Source organism: Bacillus sp. FSL L8-0528 (assembly GCF_038593085.1).
Classification (GTDB): domain Bacteria; phylum Bacillota; class Bacilli; order Bacillales; family Bacillaceae; genus Bacillus; species Bacillus paralicheniformis.
Window position 1 is genome coordinate 452539 of sequence record NZ_CP151961.1, and the last position, 22961, is coordinate 475499.

At 47.2% G+C, this 22961-nt stretch carries 18 protein-coding genes; 10 read left to right on the forward strand and 8 right to left on the reverse strand.

Annotated features, from left to right (window positions below):
- Nucleotides 1-2: 2 nt before the first annotated feature.
- Nucleotides 3-1571, forward strand: a complete 1569-nt coding sequence (gene mmsA / locus MHI30_RS02280) for a multiple monosaccharide ABC transporter ATP-binding protein (protein ID WP_003178898.1) — start codon at nucleotides 3-5, stop codon at nucleotides 1569-1571.
- Nucleotides 1546-2757, forward strand: a complete 1212-nt coding sequence (mmsB, locus tag MHI30_RS02285) for a multiple monosaccharide ABC transporter permease (RefSeq protein ID WP_009330197.1) — start codon at nucleotides 1546-1548, stop codon at nucleotides 2755-2757. Before mmsA ends, mmsB begins: the two co-directional genes overlap by 26 nt.
- Nucleotides 2758-2803: 46 nt before the next feature.
- Here mmsB and MHI30_RS02290 read toward each other — a convergent pair whose 3' ends face one another.
- Together MHI30_RS02290 and MHI30_RS02295 are read right to left on the reverse strand one after the other, a co-directional pair.
- On the reverse strand, nucleotides 2804-4072 hold the full coding sequence (locus MHI30_RS02290) for an MFS transporter (RefSeq protein ID WP_011197540.1): 1269 nt from the start codon (nucleotides 4070-4072) through the stop codon (nucleotides 2804-2806).
- 15 nt (nucleotides 4073-4087) lie between these two features.
- On the reverse strand, nucleotides 4088-5005 hold the full coding sequence (locus MHI30_RS02295) for a helix-turn-helix domain-containing GNAT family N-acetyltransferase (protein ID WP_075753890.1): 918 nt from the start codon (nucleotides 5003-5005) through the stop codon (nucleotides 4088-4090).
- A gap of 280 nt (nucleotides 5006-5285) precedes the next feature.
- Between MHI30_RS02295 and MHI30_RS02300 the strand changes: the two genes are divergently transcribed.
- Nucleotides 5286-7358, forward strand: a complete 2073-nt coding sequence (locus MHI30_RS02300; protein WP_075753892.1) for a beta-galactosidase — start codon at nucleotides 5286-5288, stop codon at nucleotides 7356-7358.
- 234 nt (nucleotides 7359-7592) lie between these two features.
- Here MHI30_RS02300 and MHI30_RS02305 read toward each other — a convergent pair whose 3' ends face one another.
- Both MHI30_RS02305 and MHI30_RS02310 read right to left on the reverse strand, forming a co-directional pair.
- On the reverse strand, nucleotides 7593-8738 hold the full coding sequence (locus MHI30_RS02305; protein WP_011197542.1) for a phytase: 1146 nt from the start codon (nucleotides 8736-8738) through the stop codon (nucleotides 7593-7595).
- A 250-nt stretch (nucleotides 8739-8988) separates the two neighbouring features.
- Entirely contained in the window at nucleotides 8989-10479 is a 1491-nt protein-coding gene (locus MHI30_RS02310; RefSeq protein ID WP_016886090.1) for a peptide MFS transporter, read from the reverse strand.
- Between the two features lie 289 nt (nucleotides 10480-10768).
- On the opposite strand from MHI30_RS02310, the gene MHI30_RS02315 reads away from it, so the two are divergent.
- Complete coding sequence (locus MHI30_RS02315) at nucleotides 10769-12505, forward strand: right-handed parallel beta-helix repeat-containing protein (protein ID WP_029327035.1); 1737 nt, start codon at nucleotides 10769-10771, stop codon at nucleotides 12503-12505.
- Nucleotides 12506-12528: 23 nt separating this feature from the next.
- On the opposite strand, the gene MHI30_RS02320 is transcribed toward MHI30_RS02315, so the two are convergent.
- A complete protein-coding gene (locus tag MHI30_RS02320; RefSeq protein WP_016886092.1) occupies nucleotides 12529-12741 on the reverse strand; it encodes a hypothetical protein in 213 nt (70 codons plus the stop codon).
- A gap of 124 nt (nucleotides 12742-12865) precedes the next feature.
- Between MHI30_RS02320 and MHI30_RS02325 the strand changes: the two genes are divergently transcribed.
- Genes MHI30_RS02325 through MHI30_RS02340 form a run of 4 tightly spaced genes read left to right on the forward strand, consistent with a single transcriptional unit; the run spans nucleotide 12866 to nucleotide 17631 of the window.
- Entirely contained in the window at nucleotides 12866-14509 is a 1644-nt protein-coding gene (locus MHI30_RS02325; RefSeq protein WP_029327036.1) for a spore germination protein, read from the forward strand.
- The gene (locus tag MHI30_RS02330) at nucleotides 14493-15716 is read left to right on the forward strand and encodes a Ger(x)C family spore germination protein (protein ID WP_016886094.1); all 1224 of its coding nucleotides are present in this window, start codon (nucleotides 14493-14495) and stop codon (nucleotides 15714-15716) included. Before MHI30_RS02325 ends, MHI30_RS02330 begins: the two co-directional genes overlap by 17 nt.
- Nucleotides 15717-15740: 24 nt before the next feature.
- Nucleotides 15741-16847, forward strand: a complete 1107-nt coding sequence (locus tag MHI30_RS02335) for a GerAB/ArcD/ProY family transporter (RefSeq protein ID WP_016886095.1) — start codon at nucleotides 15741-15743, stop codon at nucleotides 16845-16847.
- 55 nt (nucleotides 16848-16902) lie between these two features.
- Entirely contained in the window at nucleotides 16903-17631 is a 729-nt protein-coding gene (locus tag MHI30_RS02340) for a MerR family transcriptional regulator (RefSeq protein ID WP_075223388.1), read from the forward strand.
- Between the two features lie 32 nt (nucleotides 17632-17663).
- Here the strand turns inward: MHI30_RS02340 and MHI30_RS02345 are convergent, their stop codons facing one another.
- Both MHI30_RS02345 and MHI30_RS02350 read right to left on the reverse strand, forming a co-directional pair.
- A complete protein-coding gene (locus tag MHI30_RS02345; RefSeq protein WP_003178925.1) occupies nucleotides 17664-18347 on the reverse strand; it encodes an ABC transporter ATP-binding protein in 684 nt (227 codons plus the stop codon).
- Between the two features lie 15 nt (nucleotides 18348-18362).
- Nucleotides 18363-19802, reverse strand: coding sequence for an ABC transporter permease (locus MHI30_RS02350; protein ID WP_017473981.1), 1440 nt, complete (start codon nucleotides 19800-19802; stop codon nucleotides 18363-18365).
- Nucleotides 19803-20019: 217 nt separating this feature from the next.
- Here MHI30_RS02350 and MHI30_RS02355 point away from each other — a divergent pair, with 217 nt between their 5' ends.
- A complete protein-coding gene (locus tag MHI30_RS02355) occupies nucleotides 20020-20706 on the forward strand; it encodes a response regulator transcription factor (protein ID WP_003178929.1) in 687 nt (228 codons plus the stop codon).
- A complete protein-coding gene (locus MHI30_RS02360) occupies nucleotides 20696-22123 on the forward strand; it encodes a HAMP domain-containing sensor histidine kinase (protein WP_075753894.1) in 1428 nt (475 codons plus the stop codon). Before MHI30_RS02355 ends, MHI30_RS02360 begins: the two co-directional genes overlap by 11 nt.
- 32 nt (nucleotides 22124-22155) lie before the next feature.
- On the opposite strand, the gene MHI30_RS02365 is transcribed toward MHI30_RS02360, so the two are convergent.
- The gene (locus tag MHI30_RS02365) at nucleotides 22156-22947 is read right to left on the reverse strand and encodes a methyl-accepting chemotaxis protein (protein ID WP_009330184.1); all 792 of its coding nucleotides are present in this window, start codon (nucleotides 22945-22947) and stop codon (nucleotides 22156-22158) included.
- Nucleotides 22948-22961 lie beyond the last annotated feature (14 nt).

A 22961-nucleotide genomic window follows, 5' to 3' on the forward strand; every position in this document is an offset into this window, starting at 1 on the left:
CGATGTCCGATTGCATTTTAGAGATGAGAGGCATCACGAAGGAGTTTCCCGGCGTCAAAGCGCTCGACAATGTCCACCTTCGCGTTAAAGCGGGCGAAATCCATGCCCTCTGCGGGGAAAACGGGGCGGGCAAGTCGACTTTGATGAAGGTGCTGAGCGGCGTCTATCCGTACGGTGCGTATACGGGCGACATTTTATATAAAGGGGAAGTATGCCAATTCAAAAATATTAAGCAAAGCGAGGAAGCGGGGATCGTCATCATCCACCAGGAGCTGGCGCTCGTCCCCCAGCTTTCCATTGCGGAAAATCTTTTTTTGGGCAATGAACAGGCCAGCCGCGGCGTCATCAATTGGCGAAAGACAAAGCTGGAAACGCTCGAATTAATGAAAAAAGTCGGGCTTCAAGAATCTCCGGATACGCTTGTTTCCCAAATCGGCGTCGGAAAGCAGCAGCTTGTTGAAATCGCCAAAGCTTTGGCAAAAAAAGTGCAGCTCTTGATTTTGGATGAACCGACGGCGGCTTTAAATGAAGCTGACAGCGAGAATCTGCTGCAGCTCTTGCTCGAACTGAAAAAACAGGGAATCTCTTCGATTATGATTTCCCATAAATTAAATGAAGTTACGAAAGTCGCAGATTCGATTACCGTGCTCCGGGACGGACAGACGATCGAAACGCTTGATGTTCAAAGCGGGCAATTGACTGAAAACCGGATCATCAGAGGCATGGTCGGCAGGGAGCTGCAAAACCGCTACCCTGACAGAAGCGCCGAGATCGGCGACGTCATCTTTGAAGTGAAGGATTGGACAGTTCACCATCCTCTTCAACAGGACCGCAAAGTGGTAAACATGGCGGCGTTTTCCGTGAAAAGAGGCGAGATCGCAGGAATTGCCGGACTGATGGGCTCCGGAAGGACGGAGCTGGCGATGAGCATTTTTGGAAGATCATATGGGAAAAACATTTCCGGCACAATCGAAAAAGACGGGCGGGAGCTTTACATCAACCACCCTGAAGATGCCATTAAAAACGGCATCGTCTATGTGACGGAGGACAGGAAAGGAAACGGTTTGATTCTGAAGGACAGCATTAAAGAAAACATTACGCTGTCGAAACTGGATAAGGTGTCGAGCCGATTGGTGATGGACGAGCGGCGCGAACAACATGAAGCGGAGGATTTTCGCCGGAAATTAAACATCAAGACGCCCGATATCAGCCAGCGGACCGGAAATTTAAGCGGAGGCAACCAGCAGAAGGTCATGCTGAGCAAGTGGATTTTCGCGGAGCCTGACGTTTTAATCCTGGATGAACCGACGCGCGGCATCGATGTCGGCGCCAAATACGAAATCTACGGCGTCATCAATCAGCTTGCCGAAGCGGGTAAAGCGGTTATCATGATCTCTTCGGAGCTTCCCGAGCTGCTGGGGATGTGCGACAGAATCTATACGATGTGTGAGGGGGAAATCACCGCCGAATTTTCCAAAGAAGAAGCCGATCAGGAGAAGCTGATGAAATATATGACCATCCGCATGAAGAGAGGGGGAGAAGCGTATGCAGACACCGGTGCAAACGGATAAAGACCGCGCTCAGCCCGGCTACTTTCAGCTGTTTCGCGATATGTATAAGCAGAATATCCGGAAATACAGCATGGTCATTGCGCTCGTGTTTATTATGCTGCTGTTTCAAATATTGACAGACGGAATTTTGCTGAGACCGCTGAACATTACGAACCTGATTTTGCAAAACAGCTACATTCTCATTTTAGCGATTGGGATGATGCTCGTCATCATCACGGGACACATTGATCTATCAGTCGGTTCAGTCGCCGCTTTTGTCGGCGCCGTCTCCGCGATGATGATCATTGAAAACGATATGCCGCTGTTTGCGGCGGTCGTCCTGTCGTTGCTTCTGGGAGCGGCAATCGGCGCCTGGCAGGGTTTTTGGATCGCTTATGTCAAGATTCCGGCCTTCATCGTGACGCTGGCGGGAATGCTTTTGTTCAGAGGGCTCACGATGATCGTGCTGGAGGGGAAATCGATCGCTCCGTTTCCTGTGTCCTTCCAAAAAATGGCGTCCGGTTTTATTCCGGACTGGCTGAACGGAGGCACGTTCCATTTGACGACGATTGTCGTCGGAGCGGGTGTGTCGATTCTTTATCTCGTATATCAGCTTCAGCAGAGAAACATGCAGAAGAAATTCCAATTTGACTTGCAGGGAAAAGGTCTGTTTACAGTTAAGGTGTTTTTTATCATCGCCATTATCAACCTTTTTACCTACATTCTCGCGACTTATGAAGGTATACCTCTCATTTTGATCACATTGTTCGTCTTAATCGCCGGGTATACATTCGTTATGAAAAAAACCGTCATCGGGCGGAGAATCTACGCGATCGGCGGCAATGAAAAAGCAGCCGAGCTTTCAGGAATCAAAACAAAACGGCTCACCTTTATGGTCTTCGTCAATATGGGCGTCTTAGCAGCCCTTTCAGGCTTGATTTTTGCCGCCCGTCTAAACGCGGCCACTCCGAAAGCAGGAAACCTGTTTGAACTTGACGCCATTGCGGCCTGCTTCATCGGCGGGGCTTCGGCTTACGGCGGTATCGGCACGATCGGCGGGGCCATCATCGGCGGTCTTGTCATGGGAGTCATGAACAACGGTATGTCGCTGCTCGGCCTGGGCATCGACTGGCAGCAGGCGATAAAAGGCCTCGTCCTTCTGATTGCCGTTGCATTTGATATTTACAATAAGAATAAAACTTCTTAATTCATAAGAAAAACCTGTTTTTGAACTTCAAAAACAGGTTTTTTCATTATTGCTGGACGGAACGCCCTTCCTGATTCAGTGTTGGATTTATTTTTTTAGGTTCCGGCAGCAGGATGTTCAAAATGCTTGCTACCGCCAAAATAACGATTGAAAGGTAGAAAGACAGGTTATAGTTGCCTGTTTGGCTGTACCAGACGCCCGGCAAATAAGCCCCGAGCGCCGAACCGATCTGGTGGCTGAGGAATAGCCAGCCGAGAATGAACCCGACGGAATACTGCCTGAAATACTGGGTTGCCAGCATTTGCGTCGGGGCGACGGTCGCAAAGTCGACCAAACCGAACAAAACCGCGAAGCAAAGCAGGAGCATCGAGTTGTGGCTCGACAACAGAATGACAAGCGACAGCGCCCTTACGGCATATAAAAAGCACAAAATTTTCCGGCTGCTCCAGCGGTCAGCGACGACGCCGGAAATCAAAATGCCGATGATGTTAAACCCGGCCAGCAGGCTGACAGCGGCGCTTGTTACTTCGGTCGAAAACCCGTGGTCATGCGAAAAAGGGATAAGATGGGTATCCATTAACCCCGTTGTTGTAAATCCGCAAATGAAAAACGGCAAGACGAGGAACCAAAACGTTCTTTTGAGAAAAACGGCTTTGTATGGAATCTTTTTCGGCTGGGCGTCCGGCTCTTCTTTTATCTCGCCGCCCTGAGCGCCGCCGATCGGCTGTACATTCTTTTCCGAAGGATGGTTCCGCAATAACAAGATGACGATCGGAAATACAATAACGGCTAAAAACAATCCCAGAACAATGACGGTCACTTTCCAGTTAAACCAGTGGATCATCATGAGCGATCCAGGGACAAGCAGCATCTGTCCCGCACCGAATCCCGCTTCCATGATGCCGAATGCAAGCCCGCGCTTCTCATTGAACCAATTGGTCACGATCACGGTCGACGCGACATTCGACGCACCGCCGACGCCGAGAGAAACGATGATGCCATACAAAATAAACAGCTGCCACGGAGAAGTCACGAGATATGTAAAAAAGATGCTCAAGCCGACCAGAAGCGTGCTGAGGGATAAAATGATCCGCGGTCCGAAGCGGTCGACAAGCCTGCCGATCACCGGCTGGGACACGCCATATACAATGAAGCTCAGCATGGAAATAAGCGAAATCGTGCCCCTGTCCATTGAAAATTCCTCTTCCCAAGGCTGAATAAAGGCTCCGAAAGAAAGGCGCACTCCTTGAACGGCCAAAAGCGTCAAAAACGTCACAAAAACGATAATCCAGGCGTAGTGTATTTTCCGTTTCATAGATCCTCCATTTCGTCAGCCTAACTCGGCATCCCAGCGTTCTTCCCGGAGCCGCTGCCCCCATAATAAAGTCTCGTCTTTCACTTCCGTCAGTCTGAATCCGAATTTTTCATACAAAGGCCGTGCTTCGGCCATCGTGCTTACCGTCCATAAAAAAATCCGCTCATACTGATTTTCTTTGCAATAATCGATGAGATGCTCCAAGAGGCGTGTGCCGACTCCCTGGTGCCGAAAAGCGGCGTCGACCAGAAACCATCTGAGCTGCACGGTCCTGCCGGGGTGTTTGACGAGCCCGACACATCCCGCGAATCTTCCGGCGCTCTCTGCGATCCAGATTTTTTCGATCTCGGCGTCGAATGTTTCGTGAAGGTAATCCAAAAATGAATCGTCCCAGCCGTGTGTCTCCGCGTAGAAGGCACGCTGTTTTTCGATCATCAGTTTGATATCGTCCGATATATAGTAATCTCTTATAGAAACGGCCGATTTTTCGGGAGGCAGGTGTTCCGACAATATGCATTCAATTGTATTCATTGCCTCCGTCAGCTTTTCCTGATGGCGGCCGTCGATATGCTTCAGCATGTATTCGATTTGCTGATTGGCTTTTGCCTCCAGCTTTTTATAAATGGATTCACCGAAGCTGGTTAAGTAGATATAGTGGTTGCGGCTGTCCTCCTCGCTTCTCTTTTTATAGACCATATTTTCTTTTTCAAACCGCTTCAGGATCCGGCTGACATAGCCCCGGTCCAGGCCGAGCGTATCTTGAATCAGTTTGGCTGTACAATCGGCCGTATTGTGAATTTCAAATAATATCCGGGTTTCCGTCAATGAAAAAGGGCTGTCATAAATATGTTCATTCAGAAAACCGAGCACATTTGTATAGAATCGATTGAACTCTCTGAATTTTAATGTTGTAGAATGATTGATTTCCGCCATCTCAAAACCTCTCTCCCTGTAAATCGTTGCTTTAATCAATTATAATAAATTAGTTGATTTAGTCAAGTGTATGGAAATAAAGTTAAAAATGTTAATGATAGAATATATTTTACAAATAAAGAAAGAGAAATTCAATCGTACAGGAAAATTCATCCACCTTGGCAGGAAAGAGGGAAGAAAACAGAGTATATAATCTAACAACCTGTTTTTGAAAGCGTTTTTAGTGTCATGTCCGTCTCCGCGTCATATGAAAACGAGGAAGAAAGGATGAAACTGTAGGATGGTTAAACCGTATCCCCCGATCAGCCGGAAAGTTCCCCGACTATTGCATGGAGCCGATTACAACCCGGATCAATGGCTTAAATATCCGGACGTATTAAAAGAAGATATCCGCCTGATGAAACTGTCCCGCTGCAATGTGATGTCTGTCGGCATTTTCTCCTGGGTTTCGCTCGAGCCTGAAGAAGGAAGATTTACATTTGACTGGTTCGATCAGGTTCTTGATACTTTCAAGGAAAACGGAATTTATGCGTTTTTGGCTACACCGAGCGGTGCCAGACCGGCTTGGATGTCCAAAAAGTATCCAGAGGTGCTGAGAACGGAGCGCAACAGGGTCAGAAACCTTCACGGAAAGCGGCACAATCACTGCTATACGTCGCCTGTCTACCGCCGGAAAACGGCGATCATAAACGGAAAGCTCGCGGAGCGCTATGCGCATCACCCGGCCGTCATCGGCTGGCACATTTCTAATGAATACGGCGGAGAATGCCATTGTGAACTTTGCCAAGACAAGTTCAGAGAGTGGCTGCTCGCGAAATACAAAACGCTGGACCGCCTTAATGATGCATGGTGGACATCGTTTTGGAGCCATACCTATATAGATTGGGACGAGATCGAGTCGCCGGCTCCGCACGGCGAGGATGCCGTTCACGGTCTGAATTTGGACTGGAAGCGTTTTGTCACGGATCAAACGGTTGATTTTTGCCGGCATGAAATCGCCCACGTCCGTTCGTTTAACCCTGATCTGCCTGTGACGACGAATTTTATGGGAACGTATGCCGGATTGAATTATTGGAAGTTTGCCGATTTGCTTGATGTCATCTCGTGGGATTCTTATCCGGCATGGCACAACAGCCGGCAGGAAGACAGCCGGCTTGGAGCCGATATTGCTTTTGTTCATGACATCAATCGCTCTCTTAAAGGCGGCCGGCCGTTCATGCTGATGGAAAGCACGCCGAGCATGACGAACTGGCAGGATGTCAGCAAGCTGAAGCGCCCCGGTATGCATGAATTGTCATCATTACAGGCAGTCGCTCACGGATCGGACACTGTTCAGTATTTTCAATGGCGGAAAAGCCGCGGCTCAAGCGAAAAATTTCACGGGGCAGTCGTTGATCATGCGGGATCAGAGCATACGCGCGTTTTTCAGGAAGTGAAAAAGCTCGGGGAAAAGCTCGAAAAGCTGGAGGACGTCGCAGGGACGACAGTGGAACCCGAGGCCGCGATTATATTTGACTGGGAGAATCGCTGGGCTTTGGAAGATGCCCAAGGTCCGCGCAATATCGGAAAGCATTATGAACGGACCGCCAAATCGTTTTATGAACCGTTTTGGCGGGAAGGCGTACCGGTTGATGTGATTCACATGGAGGCTGATTTCTCCCGCTATAAGCTTTTGGTCGCCCCGATGCTCTACATGCTGAAAGAAGGCACCGCCGAAAGGATTGAACAGTTTGTTCAAAACGGGGGTACATTTGTCGCCACTTATTGGTCGGGCATTGTTGATGAGAATGATCTTACGTTCCTGGGAGGGTTTCCTGGGGGCTTAAGAAAAACGCTCGGCATTTGGTCTGAGGAGATCGATGCTCTTCATGACGGACAGAAAAATACCATTGTGATGGATGAAGAAAACAGGCTCGGATTAAGCGGAAGCTATGAAGCCAGCGAGCTTTGCGATCTGATTCATTTAGAAGGGGCCGAAGCGCTCGCTGCGTACGAGGATGATTTTTACGCGGGCCGGCCGGCGCTGACGGTCAATTTGTTCGGAGACGGGAAGGCCTACTATATCGCTTCAAGGAATGAGGCGGCGTTCCAAGAGGCGTTTATATCCAGGCTCATTGAAGAGTGCGGGATTGCCAAAGTGCTCGATACAGAGCTCCCGAAAGGCGTCACCGCCCAGCTCCGCACAGACGGCCGCCACGATTATATTTTCGTGATGAATTTTACAGCGGAAAGCAGAAGTGTCTCGCTTCCGGAGGAAACATACACGGACGTTTTAAAGGGAACCCAGAAAAAAGGCGCGCTCAAACTGCCGCCTTACGGAACGAGCATTTTACGGAGAAACCATAAGGCCTAGGAAGCCTTACTTTTCAGGCCGACGCTTCGTGCAAAATGCAGCTGCAAGCAGGAAGATGACAGCAGAAGTGTACGCCAATACACCTTGATTAAAAACGCAGAGAAACATGATAAAACCGCCAACATGATAAACACTACGGCATAGAGATTTAAACGCAATACCATCCCTCCATTAATAGTTATCTTAACATAAAGGAATGTGAAAAATCCGCGGGCATTTCCCGCGGATCCGTCGTTATTTGGCTCGTTTTTTCAGTTTTCGGGGATTGACCTGATCATCGATATCAGGCTTGTCGTCCAGCGCGTCAGCAATTTTTTCCCAGGAGACAATTTTGAAGTTCTGATTGGCTGGCTGTCCATTTTCCGTATTTTCGCCGTCTTGGGCGACAAAGATGCCGTATGGATATTTTTTGCCGAGGCCGAAGCCGATGACGTCGATTCCATCGGTATCGCTTGTCCCGTCGATTTCTTTACCGTCATCAATTGAAAAATCGGCGACATAGTCGTTTTTCCCGCGCCGGTCATAGATGGCATAACGGTTATCGCCCTGACTGGACGCGATCAAATATCCTTCGCCGTCTTCTCCGTAGTAAATCGTCAGCCCTTCAATATCAGCGGTTAAATGCGGTCCGCCTGCGCGATCGACAATTTTTCCTTTATCTCCGCCGTTTGGCTCGGCGCTGAAAGACCAAATCGCAGCGTCTTCTTCAGCGATGTACATTTTGCCGTATTCATCATCTGCTGCAAGCCCTTCTGTTTGAGAGCTCATTTTGAATGAGCGGACCTTTTTGCCTTCGACTTGTCCTTTTCCGTTGTCAAACAGTTCGTATTGCTCGAATTCTCCGTTCTTTCCGGTCACCATGGCGTAGAACTTGCCGGTTTTCTGGCTGTGATACAGGCTGAAACCATACACCTCCTCAATATCGGTTTGAATAGGTTTTTGAGGATTGACGATGTTTTTCAGCTTGTTTTTTTCGCCGTCAAAGGCGTATATTTCAACCGTGTTTTTGCCGTCTGACCGGTTTGAGGCCCCGGCAATATCAATTTTTTTGCCATCGAGCGGAAAATTGTAGCGGAGATCGACGTTGTTTAATTTGCCAAACGGATAGGCTGCCAGCTGTTTTCCGTTTAAATCGTAAACGATCAAGCCAGATTTTTTATTTGTTGTGATCAGCCGGCTTTTTTCAGGCTGCTTCGGATGAACCCAAATCGCCGGGTCATCTGCCGCGTCGTCAGGGGTATCCACCGGCTCTGTCTCTGCATCGGCAGTCACCGAGAAGTCCTTATAAGCTGAAGCTTCGGCACGGGGGAGAATGCTCCATGAGGGAGACAATAAGGATGCCGCAAGAGTTGATAAGGCGAGCGTTTTGTAAAAGTTCATATATTAACCTCCTTTTGATAACACTTATACTAGCAAATCAATGAAAACTATCATTTGAGGAAATGTAAACTTTTGTTAAAAAAGCGGTGGTTTAAAGGGGCTGTGAGATTTAGCATACGAAGCCGCAGAGAAAACCCCCGGAATTCTTTCCGGGGGTTTTGCTTTAACAGGTATTCCCTATCTCTCATTAAATCGAAATGTATATATCCTGCGAAAAAACAGAAGAAAAGGAGTATCAGCCTATTGCTTTTTAATTAACACCCTTCATAAATTTCTGAATTTTCGGTGACAGCAGCATCAAAATGATCCCGAGCAGGATGGATACACCGCCGATGATGCCGAAGTAGGCGATCTCGGTATCAACGCTGTAAAATCTGACGATCTGTGCGTTGATGGCCTGTGCAGAAGCGTTTGACAGGAACCATAGACTCATCGTCTGCGCTGAGAAAGCAGCAGGAGCCAGCTTTGACGTTGCGGATAACCCGACTGGAGACAAGCACAATTCCCCGAGAACGACGATCAGGAAGCTGAGCACAAGCCACATTGGATTGGCAAGCGATTCAGTGCCGTTGATGTAAGCAGGGAAAATCATGACGACAAATGACAGTCCGGCTAAAATCAACCCGAGTGAAAACTTCGTCGGCGTTGACGGCTGACGGTTTCCGAGCCTCATCCAAATCCATGCGAAAACCGGTGCAAGCACAACGATGAACAACGGATTCAGCGACTGGAACCAAGAAGAGTGCAATTGGACACCTAAAAATTCCAAATGAGTGCGTTTATCTGCATAGGTGGCTAAAATATTGGCGCCTTGTTCCTGAATCGCCCAAAACATCATCGATGCGACAAACAGCGGAATGTAAGCTGTGAGACGGGAACGTTCATCACTCGTCGTTTTGGAGCTTTTAAACATGACGATGAAATAAATCAGCGGGATCAAAATACCGAGACAGCTGACGATCATCGTAAACAGCTCGATTGTCATCCAGCCCATAAAGGCGGAATAGCCAAAGATGGCAGCAATCACCAAAACACCGATTCCAATCCGTCCGAACACCATTTTTCTTTCAGCGGGTGTCAGCGGATTCGGCACCGTTCTTCCGGCAGATCCGAGGTTTTTCTTCCGCGTCGCTAAATAGGTCAGCAGTCCGAACAACATGCCGATGGCAGCAAGGCTGAAGCCGAGATGGTAGTTGTATGTCTGACCGACTGTGCCGACGATAATCGGCGCGAGAAATCCGCCAAGGTTGATTCCCATATAGAAGATGCTGAAACCAGAATCGCGGCGGGTGTCTTCAGGGCTGTACAAATCGCCGACAACGCTTGATACGTTAGGTTTTAAAAGGCCTGTCCCAATGATGATCAAGAACATGCTGATGAAGAAAGCGGGGACGCTTCCCGGGAATGACAAAAGAATGTGTCCGAACATAATGAGCACGCCGCCGTAAAACACGGTGTTTGCAGTTCCGAGGAGCCTGTCCGCTATCCAGCCCCCGATAATGCCGGACATATAGACGAGGGAACCATATACGGCCATAATCGAGTTCGCTGTCGTTTGATCAAACCCGAGGCCGCCTTTTGTCACCTCTGTATACAAATAATAGATAAGGATGGCTCTCATGCCGTAGTATGAAAAGCGCTCCCAAAATTCAGTGAAGAATAAGGTGAAGAGTCCGCGGGGATGTCCAAAAAACCCCTTTTGCGGAATGTTTTGAAAAGTTTCTTTTTGATGGTTTGACATTCGCAATACTCCTTCTCTTTCTATGTCTATTATAAAAATCATATTCTTATATAATGTTCGTGTCAATACACCTTCAATCGATTTGAATTTTTGATCGATGATGCCACAAGTTGTGAAGCGCTTTACAAGCGGATAGAAAAAAATTTTGGGAGAAAATTTGGATTGAAAGATTTTTTAATAAAATTTTATCTATTTATGTACAAGCGGATTTTACTAGATTGGCATATATATAAAGCAAACCGTTTTACAAAAGGAGGCTGAAAACAGCGTGCAGCAGCAACCTGATGAAATGAGAATGACAGTGGTTGACGCGACAAAGTTCGGCGCTGTCGGCGACGGCAAAACAGACTCCACAAATGCGATCAACGAATGTTTGGCATGGACAAAGTCGATGGGATACAACACGGTGTGGATACCGAACGGCACGTACATGATTGACGGGACGAAAAACGGCGACCCGCGGGCTCCGTTTCGCGGCGCCGGCATCAATGTTCCCGGCAATATTGAAATTTTGATGGACGCGGAGGCTGTCATCAAGGTAAAGCCGAACAGTTCATGGGGATACGCTGCTTTTTATATAGGCGGAACATCCGATATAAAAATATCCGGAGGCAGCATCATTGGTGAAAGAGATAAACACACATATACACCGGCCCCGAGGCCGACCCATGAATGGGGATTCGGAATTTGCATCGAAGGGGCGTCAAATGTCGTCATTGAAAACGTGAGAATAGCCGATTTTACAGGAGACGGAATCATTATCAGCAACGGAGGAGAAGGGTATAGACCGTCAGAGCGTATTCAGGTAACCAATTGCGATATCAGGCGCTCCAGAAGAAATAACTTGTCCATCACAGGGTGCGACAATGTTCTTGTAGAAGGATGCGAAATTGCAGATGCGGGAACAGGAAACGGAACCGCTCCTTGCTTTGGCATTGATATAGAAGGCTATAGTGAAGGAAGCATCGTCTATGAAGAACCCGTCAATGTCATCATCAGAAACAACGTGTTAAAAGGCAATGTCAATCATGCCGTTTCCAACTTCAACGGTACTTCTGTCATCATCGAAGGCAATGTTGCAGACGGTACCATTTCATACGGCTATGGAACGGGGACGACGATTGCAAACAATATCATCAAGAAAAATCCCGAATTCACCGGGCAGAGCACTGGAATTAACGGCCTCGGTGTAGGGGCTTTGGAAGAAAGAAGCGATGCCGTAATAAAGGGAAATTTGATTTCCGGTTTTACGACAGGCATAGATATCCGCGGAAAAAGCGTTTTTGCTGCGGGGAATAAAATCCGTGATTTTGTAAATGCCGGAATTCTTGCTTATCAAGCGTCGCAAGTCTTCATTGAAGGAAATTATATTGAAAACGACGTACCTGAACAAAGGTCCGGCACCGCTTTCAGCATCACGCAATCAGACAATGTAACATGTTCCGGCAATCATATTGCAAATGTCGTTCTTGCTGTCAGGAGCACAGGGAACGACGTCCAAATCAAGCATAACGTCATTAAGCAATTTTCCAGAGGCATATGGATATCTCAAGGAAATGCTGTAATAGAAGGAAACTTTATTTCGCCGAACGGCTTTCAAACGGTGCCGGAGTCATATGCTGTATCCGTCACAAACACAGCTTCGGCAGTTATTCAACAAAACACCATCACACGCTTCAGAAACTTTCCAATATACTGCTCGACAAATCAGCATACAAAAATTATCGGAAACTATATTGAAGATTCACCGCTGATCGTCACGGTGTTTCTCACCCGCGGAACACACGAGGTTATCGGCAATACGATAACGCTCAGCAGGCCGTCCTTGCCGGCTGTCCTCATTTATCTTGACCAATCGTCGGACTCGGCGATCCTCAACAACACGCTTCGAAGCAATACGGAAGCAAGAGTAACGGCCATTCAAACCAATACGTCAAGGCAAACGCTCATCATCGGCAATACGATTGTCAAAGGAATGATCCATTCCCACCAAACAGATACAGTCAATGGAAATATCGAAGTTTAAGCTCCCTTTGGACAGGGAGCCTTTTATGTCCTTTTTCTCTTTTTGCGAAAGCTTTCCGAGGCTTCGAGAAAAATGATAAACAAAAATAAAAGGATGATGATCCACTCGCCCACTTCCGCAAACGTCAGGGAGTTTACAATGGCTCTTTGCAAGGTCATGCCTTGAAATACATCCAGCATGACGGCAAAAGCCTCTAAGGAAGCTAATAATAAAAGCCCGATTCCGATTAATTTCAACTTTGCACCACTCTCCGTTCCCCGTTATTTTTTCTCCTTTCATAAAGCACTATTCACCCGGGAATAGTATAAATGTGCTTGCGCAAGGAAAAATATGAAAAACGAAAAGGGGATTCTGACAGCCATGCCATTCTTTTTTAAAGGTCGTCATCAAAAAGATAACAAACAAGAATCTCTAATGAGCGGAGATAAGAACCCGGAAACCGTAAAGTTGTCTGGGTTTGTGCGTCCCTTGCTTGCCGAAAACCTGAGCCTGATTAAAGAAATGACCGGAAACAGCTCCGATATTGTCATCCGTAAGTTAAAAACGGGCGCTGGCGAAAAAATTGAAATAGCCGTCGTTTATGTCGGCGGCATTACAGATGATAAAGCGATTCACGATTTTTTGCTGGAATCGATCATGAACTCCGAAGAATTGGCGAAAAAGGAGTACGGCAGGGAGGTTCTTGAGACGATTGCAAGTGATGCCGTTGCCCTGGGCGGTGTCGAAAAAGAAAAGCGATTGGACAAAGTGCTCGAATCTTTGATGGCAGGAAATACGATCATTTTGGCCGAGGGGACGGCAAAAGCGGTTATTACGACCACGAAAGGCGGTGAAAAACGCTCGATCAAGGAGCCTGAGAATCAGCAGGCATTCCGCGGTTCACGTGAAGGATTTATCGAATCGCTCGACACGAATATTTCTTTGGTGCGCAGAATTATTAAAAACCCGAATCTATGGGTTGAAAAAACGACGATGGGAAGCGTCACAAAAACCGATGTAGCGATCATGTATATCAATGGGGTATGCGACCCGAAAACGGTGAAAGAAGTCAAAAAAAGGATGGAAAGCATTGAGATCGACAGCATCCTTGAATCGGGTTATATTGAACAGTTTATTGAAGACGCCGTATTTACGACTTTTCCGACGGTATATCAAACTGAAAGGCCGGATATGGTCGCAGGAAACCTGCTTGAAGGAAGAATCGCCATTTTTGTTGACGGTACACCGTTTGTTCTGCTTGTCCCTGCCGTTTTTATTCAATTTTTTCAATCTGTTGAAGATTACTATTCACGCTTTGACATTGCGACGTTTATCCGCTTTTTACGCGTATTGATCTTTTTTATTTCGCTGATTGCGCCTGCCTTCTATGTCGGTGCGACGACGTTTCACCAGGAAATGATCCCGACGGAGCTTTTGATCGTAATTGCCGCGCAGCGTGAAATCGTTCCGTTCCCGGCTGTGGTGGAAGCCCTGATCATGGAAATTTCGTTTGAAATTTTGCGGGAGGCTGGAATCCGCCTTCCGAGAGCGATAGGTTCAGCCGTTTCGATTGTGGGAGCGATCGTCATTGGGCAGGCGGCCGTTCAGGCCGGGATTGTGTCGCCGGCGATGGTCATCATTGTAGCGATCACAGCGATTTCAAGTTTTGCTACACCTTCTTTCCCCATGGCGATTTCCGCCAGGCTCGTCCGGTTTTTCTTCATATTTGCCGCGGCGACGACGGGTTTTTACGGCATTATTCTTGGACTGATCATCATGTTTGTCCATTTATGCAGCCTGCGTTCCTTCGGTGTTCCGTATATGACTCCTTTTGCGCCGTTTATTTTGAAAAATTGGGGCGACGCCATCGTTCGCTTGCCTTTGTGGACACATGAGAAGCGGCCTGAACTGATCGGCAACGACAATAAGGTGCGTCAAGGAGAGTACCAGAAACCCGAACCGCCGGAGTCAGGCGATATGAAGACAAAACAAGAAGATGGTGATCAAAATGAGACGAAGCGTTAAGATTGTACTCCTGCTTGCCGCCACTGTCCTTCTTCAAGGGTGCTGGGATAAAAGAGAACTGACGGATCTGCTGCTGATCACTGCTGTTGGTATTGATAAAGGAAAAGATACTGAATACGAATTAAGCTTTCAAATCGTCAACCCGATCAATGTGACAGGAGGCCTTCAAGGCGGACAGGGAGGAGACAGGCCGCCGATTTCGAGCTATTCTGTGACGGGAAACAATCTGACGGAAATGAGCAGACATGCGTCAAAAAAAATGTCGCGCGAGATTTATTACTCCAACACCAACTTGTTGGTTGTTGACGAAAAACTCGCCAAGGAAGAAGGCTTGATTAAAATTCTTGATGCTCTTGACCGGGAAGCCGATTTTCGTACAACGGCGACGATTATTATTTCCCGCGGCCAAAAAGCGAAAACATTTATCCGGACGCTGACTGCGATCGATAAGATCCCGTCAAATAAAGTAAACAAAACGCTGCAATTTACTGAAAAGTATTTAGGAGAAAATATGAAAACGAGCGTCCAGGATGTCATCAAATGCTTGACTTCGAAGGCAAAGCACCCGATTATTTCTTCTTTTAAAGTAACCGGAAATAAGGAAAAGGGTGAAAAAATTGAAAACGTGCAGTCTACATCTCCTGAGGCAATAGTCGAAGCGGACGGCTTGGCGGTCATTAAAGAGGGAAAGCTCGTCAATTGGCTTGAAGGCAAAACGGCGAGAGGCGTTTTATGGCTGCGCAATAAAATCAGCAGAACGTATTTGACAATTCCAATGAATCATGAGAGAGATGCCGTCACATTTGACGTCATCCGCCAAAAAACAAAAATCGGATCTCACCTGAAAAACGGCAAACCGGCGATTTCGGTTGACGTCGACATGGAAGGGGACATCGGCGAAACAACTTTACCGATTCACCTGGATGATCCAAAAGTGCTGAGCGACATCGAAAGGAAGGTGGCAAAGGAACTGAAAAATGAATTGCAGAATACGATTGACATTGTTAAGCGGAACAAGACGGATGTTCTGCAATTCGGTGATGTTGTGTATCGCACCCACCCCGAAGCGTGGAAAAAGATGGAGGGCGAGTGGAGCAATCGGTATTTTCCTGACACAGATGTCGACATTACGGTTAATGCATATGTACGAAGAACAGGTTTAAGGAACAACCCGAACATTTTGAATCATCGTGAAGGGCGTTCTTGAATGAAAGAGAGAGGAGGGCTTTAAATGGAGAAAGCAAAAATCAGTGCTGCACAGCTGTTCGTGCTGATTGTTCTGTTTGAACTCAGCAGCTCTCTGCTGATTTTTCCAGGGCAATCTGCAGAACAGGACGCCTGGATCGCGATCTTGTTCGGAACAGTCGGAGGGCTGGCTTTGTTTATGATGCACCACTTTTTCTACCAGGTGAATCCCGACGCCTCTCCCTATAAAACGCTGATGAATATTTTTGGAAAACCGGTTGGCTGGAGCATGACATTTATCTACATTGTTTATTATTGTTACATTGCGGCAAGGGTTTTGCGCGATTTTGGAGAAATGCTGCTGACATCGGCTTATCCGAACACGCCGATTATCTTCGCTAATGGATTGTTGATTGCAGTTTGTATTTTTACTGTGAGGAAGGGAATCGAGGTCCTTGCCCGTTCAGGCGAGCTGTTGTTTGGCATCATGTTTTGGTTTGCTGTCACAGGCCTTATCCTGATAGTTTCGTCAGGAATGATCAAACCGAAAGAGCTTTTGCCCATTCTTGGAAACGGACCCGGTCCGATGTTTCATGCCGTGTTCACGCAAACGCTGTATTTTCCGTTTGGAGAAATTATCGCCTTTACATTGATCCTGCCGTATTTAAAGGAAAAGAAACTAGCGAAAAAAGCCGGGTTGTTGGGAATTGCCATCAGCGGCCTCATCCTGGCTTTTAATGTCGCATTGAACATCAGCGTGCTTGGCGTCGATCTCAATATGCGGTCGCGCTTCCCATTGCTGAGTACGATCCAGACGATTCAAGTCGCCGAATTCTTGGTCAGGCTTGATGTATTTTTCATGCTCGTGCTGGTGATTGGCGTTTTTTTTAAGATGAGCATTTTCATGTATGCCGTAACCGAAGGCGTGACCGTTTTATTCAAGCTTAAAAACCCCTCCAAAGTTGTTCATGTCATCGGCATTATTATTTTGATTTTGTCCGTCTCCATTGCCAGCAATATTTCAGAGCATGTTAAAGAAGGAATCGAGTTTGTTCCATTATATGTCCATTTGCCGATGCAGGTGATCCTTCCCGCTTTTATTTGCATAGTCACTTATGTGAAAATGAAAAAAAATAAAAAAAAGGCCATGTAATGGATTGACCCCGCCCTTAGGGCACCCTTTAACATGACAGACGAGGTGAGGTTTGATGCTCTATACGGTAAAAGAAGTGGCTCGCTTGGCGAATATCACGATCAAAACGCTGTACCACTATCATAAAATCTGCCTTCTATGCCCCGCAGAAGTGACGGATGCCGGCTATCGCCTTTACGGGGTAAAAGAGCTGGAACGGCTGCAGCACATCTTGTTTTATCGGGAGCTCGAATTTCCGCTCAAGGCAATTAAGCAAATACTGGACGGCAAAGCTGATCGACTGACGATTTTGTCTGAGCAGAAACGTCTTTTCACTGCCCGTTTGGACAGAATTAAACAGCTTATTTCTACGATCGATCTTTCGATTCAGCAGGCCGGGAAAGGAGAAGCAATGGATCAATCAAGCATGTTCAAAGGGTTTTCAAGCAGCAGGGAATGGGAGGATGCGCTCGCTGAACAAAACCGCTATTTGAAGGAGGCGTATGATGTCGATTTGCTGAAAGGAGAACCAGTCATAGCGGAAGAAATGAATGAAAAAGCTGAAGAGGCGGCCCGTTTTATGAATGGAATGGCCGAAGCGCTCAGAGACGGAGTCAAACACGACCATGAACAAGTGAAGACTGCAATTAAACGGCACCTCAAGTTTTTGGGAATTACGCCCGACGATTTTCAGTCCCAGACACGCTTCTTTATCGAAGACGATTTTCATCGCGGAATGCTTGAAAATCAGCAAACAGGCCTCTCGTATTATTTGGCTGCTGCTGCAGAAGCATTTGCTTCATAATAAAAGAAGGGGAACGGCTCATGCCGCTCCCCTTATCCTGCTGATATGCGTTTTTTGACGGTAAAGCCGCCCCTTGAAAGCGTGATGTTGACATCGGATACCTTTGCGATCTGTTCATCATGGGTGACCATGATGACGCATTTGTTTTCTTGGTGGGCAAGGTTTTGAAAGAGCCGGACGATGTCTTTTGATGTATCTTCATCCAAGTTGCCTGTCGGTTCATCGGCGACGATTAAATCCGTGTCACAGCAGAACGCTCTGATGATGGAGACACGCTGCTGCTGGCCGCCGCTTAATGTCAATACTTTCTGTCTGGCCTGCTTTTCGCCGATGCCGACCTTTTCGAGCATCTCCAAAGCGTATTGTTCCTTGTTTTTGACCTGAGATCCGGTGATTTCCATGGCCGACGTGATATTTTGGAGAGCCGTCATATACGGCAGCAGGTTATAGGACTGAAAAACGATCGATACATATTGATTGCGGAAGCTGGTCAGTCCGATTTTTGAAATGTTTTCTCCTTTGTAGAGGATGTTCCCCTCTTTTGGCGCGTCAAGTCCGCCCGCCAACGATAAAAAGGTGGTTTTGCCGGAACCGGAAGTCCCGACAATCGTATATAAGAGTCCTTGGCTGAATTGAATGCTGATATCCTCGAATAGAGGCTGATCCTGATTTTTATACCAATAGCCGACATTCTGAAATTCTAAAATACTGCCCATAATCTTCACTTCTTTCTATTCTTGTTTTGTTAAAATCGTTTTCGGATGGAGCCTTAAAACAGATATGGACGGAAGGAGTGTCGCGAACATCGCAATTAAAAGGCCGATTCCGCCAAGTGCCATTAAGTTCCCGAAGGATACTTGAATGTCGAGCTGATCAATGGCTGAGACTTGAGCAGTACTTTGTCCGAAGAAGCCTCCGCCGCCTGGGCCCATCATTCCGCCTGCAGACTGGCTAGCTGACGTTTGTTCGATTTGCTGGCTCAAGAGCTGGTTCCCGATTTGCTTTGCAATCAGGCTGCCGGTTAATGCTGAGATCCCGATGGCAAGCACTGCGATCATTAAGATTTCGGTTAAAAACTGTCCGGTGAGTTTCCGGCGTTTTTCGCCGATCGCCATCAGAACACCCATTTCGTATTTTCTCTCCCTGATTGACATCATGACGATCAGTCCGAGAATCACCGCCCCGGCGACCGTGACAAGATAGACGACATTTTTCGAGAAGGAGGCGACATTTTCAATCGGGCCGACCATCTGCTGGTACAACTGGTCATTGGCGTCCAATGTGAATGTATCCAAATCAATGCCTGTTTTCTTGGCAGCCGCAATGAAAGCGTCGATGTTGGAGGCGTCGTCCATATTGTAGACCGCTTCATCTATCGCGTTTTGATAATCGTCGCCTTTTAAGGCCGATGCCGCCGTATATGGTGTATAGATTTTGTTATAAGGGTTTAAAAAGGCGAAGTTTTGCGCTTGATTGTCTCCGGATGAAGTCGTTTTATAGATTCCGACGATTTTTAAATTGATCGTTGCATCTTCATCGCTGCTCGCTTTGACTTTGATCGTATCGCCGACCTTCAGCTCGTTTTCTTCGGCAAGCGTTTCTTCAATCACGGCGACTTTTTCATTCACATCATCCTTTGTTAAAGCACGGCCTTCCGTGATCTTGGACGTCCCGTCGGCAAATTCGTCGACGAGGGCTGTGCTTGTCACACCTTCGATTGATACGTCAGCCTGCATCATTTGCCGGCCGCCCTGTTCATTGCCGCCCGATCCGGCCGGCTGATCGCTGTTTGAGTCCGTTGAATCCTCGTCACCGCTTTCGATCGGATCGAAGTTGTCCGCTAAAGCAGATGTTGAGGAGATGAAGTTATAGCTTTTGACATGGTAAAGGCTCGCAAGTTTCTCGGCTGATTTGAGAGAAACGGGGGTCGATTCAAACCTTTTCCGGTCTCCTGAGTCCTGCTGTTCTTTCATCATTTTTTCCCTGTCAACTTTGAGCGTGACGCTGCCTCCGAGCTGTTCCCTCGCCAGTTCGCTCGATTTCACGGCTGCCGACTGGATCGTAATTCCTGTCAGCACGAGCACGCAAATCATCGTGAAAACAAACAATTGTAAAAGTGTTTTTCCTTTTTTCGCTTTCATGCTCCAAAAGGCTCGTTTGAAAAAATTCATAACGCGTGATTCCTCCGTATCTATTTCATTTATTATTGCTGCCAAATCTAACGGCAGCAGGACTTTTGCCTTATGCTTGATTTCATCTTAGCCGCTACTTATGAATAAATTATGACCAAACTGTTGCCAGACCTTTAAATGTTCAGAATGGAATTGAGAAATGGCTGGGCCCTATGTAAAATGAATCTAACGTTTGTCTAGCGGAGGCACTTTTACGATGAAAATATTAATGATTGAAGATAATTTAAGCGTATGTACTATGACAGAGATGTTTTTTGCAAAAGAAGGATTTGAAACAGAGTTCGTCCATGACGGACTCGAAGGATATAACCGTTTTAAATCAGGTGATTGGGATTTGCTGATCATCGATATCATGCTGCCGTCGATGGATGGGGTCACGATCTGCAAAAAGGTCAGAGAAGAGAGCACGGTTCCGATTATTATGCTGACGGCAAAGGATACGGAATCAGACCAGGTGCTCGGTTTTGAGCTCGGGGCTGATGATTATGTGACCAAGCCGTTCAGCCCTTTGGCGCTTGTGGCGAGAATCAAAGCGGTGAGCCGGAGATATCAAAACGCCGGCCGGCAGGATTCCGCTGACAGCGACACGCTTGAAACGGAACATTTTAAAATCAATAAAAAAACGAGAGAAGTGTTTTTGGACGGCGTTCAAATTCAAAATTTGACGCCTAAGGAGTTCGATTTATTGTATTACTTGGTGCAAAGCCCGAAACAGGTTTTTTCAAGGGAGCAGCTGCTTGAGCAGGTTTGGGGATACCAATTCTACGGAGACGAGCGGACTGTGGATGTTCATATTAAACGGCTGAGAAAAAAGCTTGGCAGCGACTCGCGGCCGTTTCTTTACACCGTATGGGGAGTAGGGTACAAGTTCGATGAAGATTAAGTATCTCTATCAGCTGCTGGCCAGTCACATCAGTATATTAGTCTTGGCTTTTCTCATCACGGGGGCGCTGTTTTCACACTTTGCCAAAGACTTTGCATACGAGAGCAAAGTCGATGAGCTGTCTTCCTACGGCTACCGCATCATGGGCGAAATGGAGATGCGGCCGAAAGGAGCGCCGGCCATTATGAAGCCGTTTGAGGAAATTTTGCGAAGCAGGAAGATCAGCTTTTTTCTGTTTAATGAAAAGAAAGAGATCTTGATGACGCCGGCCGATTTGCGGCCGCGAAAACTGCTGCTCAGTGATGAAGAATGGAAAGAGCTTAAAGATGGAAAGGCCGTTGTCGTCAAAACCGACTTTAACCGTTTTAATGAGGAAGTATCGGTCGTCGCTCTGCCCAACATCGTCAACAATGAATTTCAGGGAGGCATTCTGCTGACCGCTCCGATCAGCGGGACCGAAGAAATGATCAGCGACATGAACCGCTTTATGCTCTTTACGGCGGCGGGTGTCATCTTAGTCGCTATTCTCTTAAGCTGGCTGACGTCGAAATTCCATGTCGCCCGCATTCAGAAGCTCCGCGACGCCACGAAAAAAGTCGCGGCCGGGGATTATGACATCCATATCGAAAACCGCAATAAGGATGAAATCGGTGATTTGGGCGACGACTTTAACATTATGGCCTGCAAGCTAAAAAGCTCAAGCGAGGAAATCGACCGGCTCGAAAAGCGGAGAAGGCAGTTTATCACTGACGTTTCACATGAGCTGAAGACGCCGCTGACGACGATCAGCGGTTTAGTGGAAGGGATGAACAGCCAGACGATACCCGAAGACCAGCAGGATAAATGTATGAAGCTGATCACGGAGGAGACAAAAAGGCTGATTCGCCTCGTCAACGAAAACCTTGATTATGAAAAAATCCGCTCCAACCAGATTACATTGCAAAAGCTGCATTATCCGCTGATCGAAGTGTTTGAAATCATTAAAGAGCAGCTGGCGCTTCAGGCGGAGGAGAGACAGAATCAGCTGATCCTCGATGTGGAAGATCATGTAATGGTCAATGCCGATTACGACCGGCTCATCCAGATTCTCGTCAATATTACGAAGAACAGCATTCAATTCACAACGAACGGAACCGTTTGGCTGAGAGGCCGGGAAGACTACAAGGAGACGGTGATCGAAGTAGAGGATACCGGAATCGGCATTGATGAAAATGATATCGAAAACATTTGGGATCGTTTTTATAAAGCGGATTTATCACGGACAAACACACCTTACGGAGAATACGGGCTGGGGCTGTCGATCGTCAGACAGCTCGTCTCCCTTCACAACGGCACGGTAGAGATTGAAAGCGAGAAAAACAAAGGAACAAAATTTATCATCCGCCTGCCGCTGACGGCGAGAGATGATGATGAATAGAAACCCGCCAGACAGCGTCTGGCGGGTTTTTGTTAATCTTTAATTTTGAATTTCTGAATCAGGTGCTGCAGCTCTTCGGCGTTTTGCGCGAGGATCTGTGATGCGGCGGCGATTTCTTCCATTGAAGCAAGCTGCTCCTGGGTTGCCGCACTAACCGTTTGCGTGCTTCCCGCTGCAGTCTCGGCTACTTCTTTGACGCCGGAAATCGCGGTTTCGATTTCGCTTGTGCCGGCTGTCAGGTTTTTCACCAAGTTTGTCACATCATTGATCTGTGTGACAACCTCAGTTATCGAGTTTTCGATTTTTTGGAAAGCGCCTCCGGCTTCATGAACGACGACAAGTCCTTCTTTGACTTCGCCGGTTGCCGAAATGACCGAGTTCATCGTCTGCTTTGTATCGTTTTGAATGATCGTAATCAACCTTGTAATCTGTTCTGCTGACTGGGCCGATTGCTCGGCTAATTTTCTGACTTCATCCGCGACGACGGCAAAGCCTTTTCCTTGTTCTCCAGCCCTGGCCGCTTCAATGGCCGCGTTTAAAGCTAGCAGGTTCGTTTGTTCAGCGATGCTCGTAATCACTTCGGTAATATTCCCGATCTCATTTGAACGTTCTGTTAAATGTTTAAATGCTTCTGAAAGAGAAACGACCGTTTCATTAATAGACTGCATTTGTGCGCTCACTTTATCAATGGCTTTCGTGCCTTCAAGCGACATCAGCGCCGTCTGGTCTGCGGTGGCGGCTGCCTTTTCGGCGCTAGAAGAAATTCTTCCGGCAAACTCGGTCATTCCCTTAATAACGGTTCTGCTGTTTTCAACGCTTTCCACCTGCTGATCAGAGC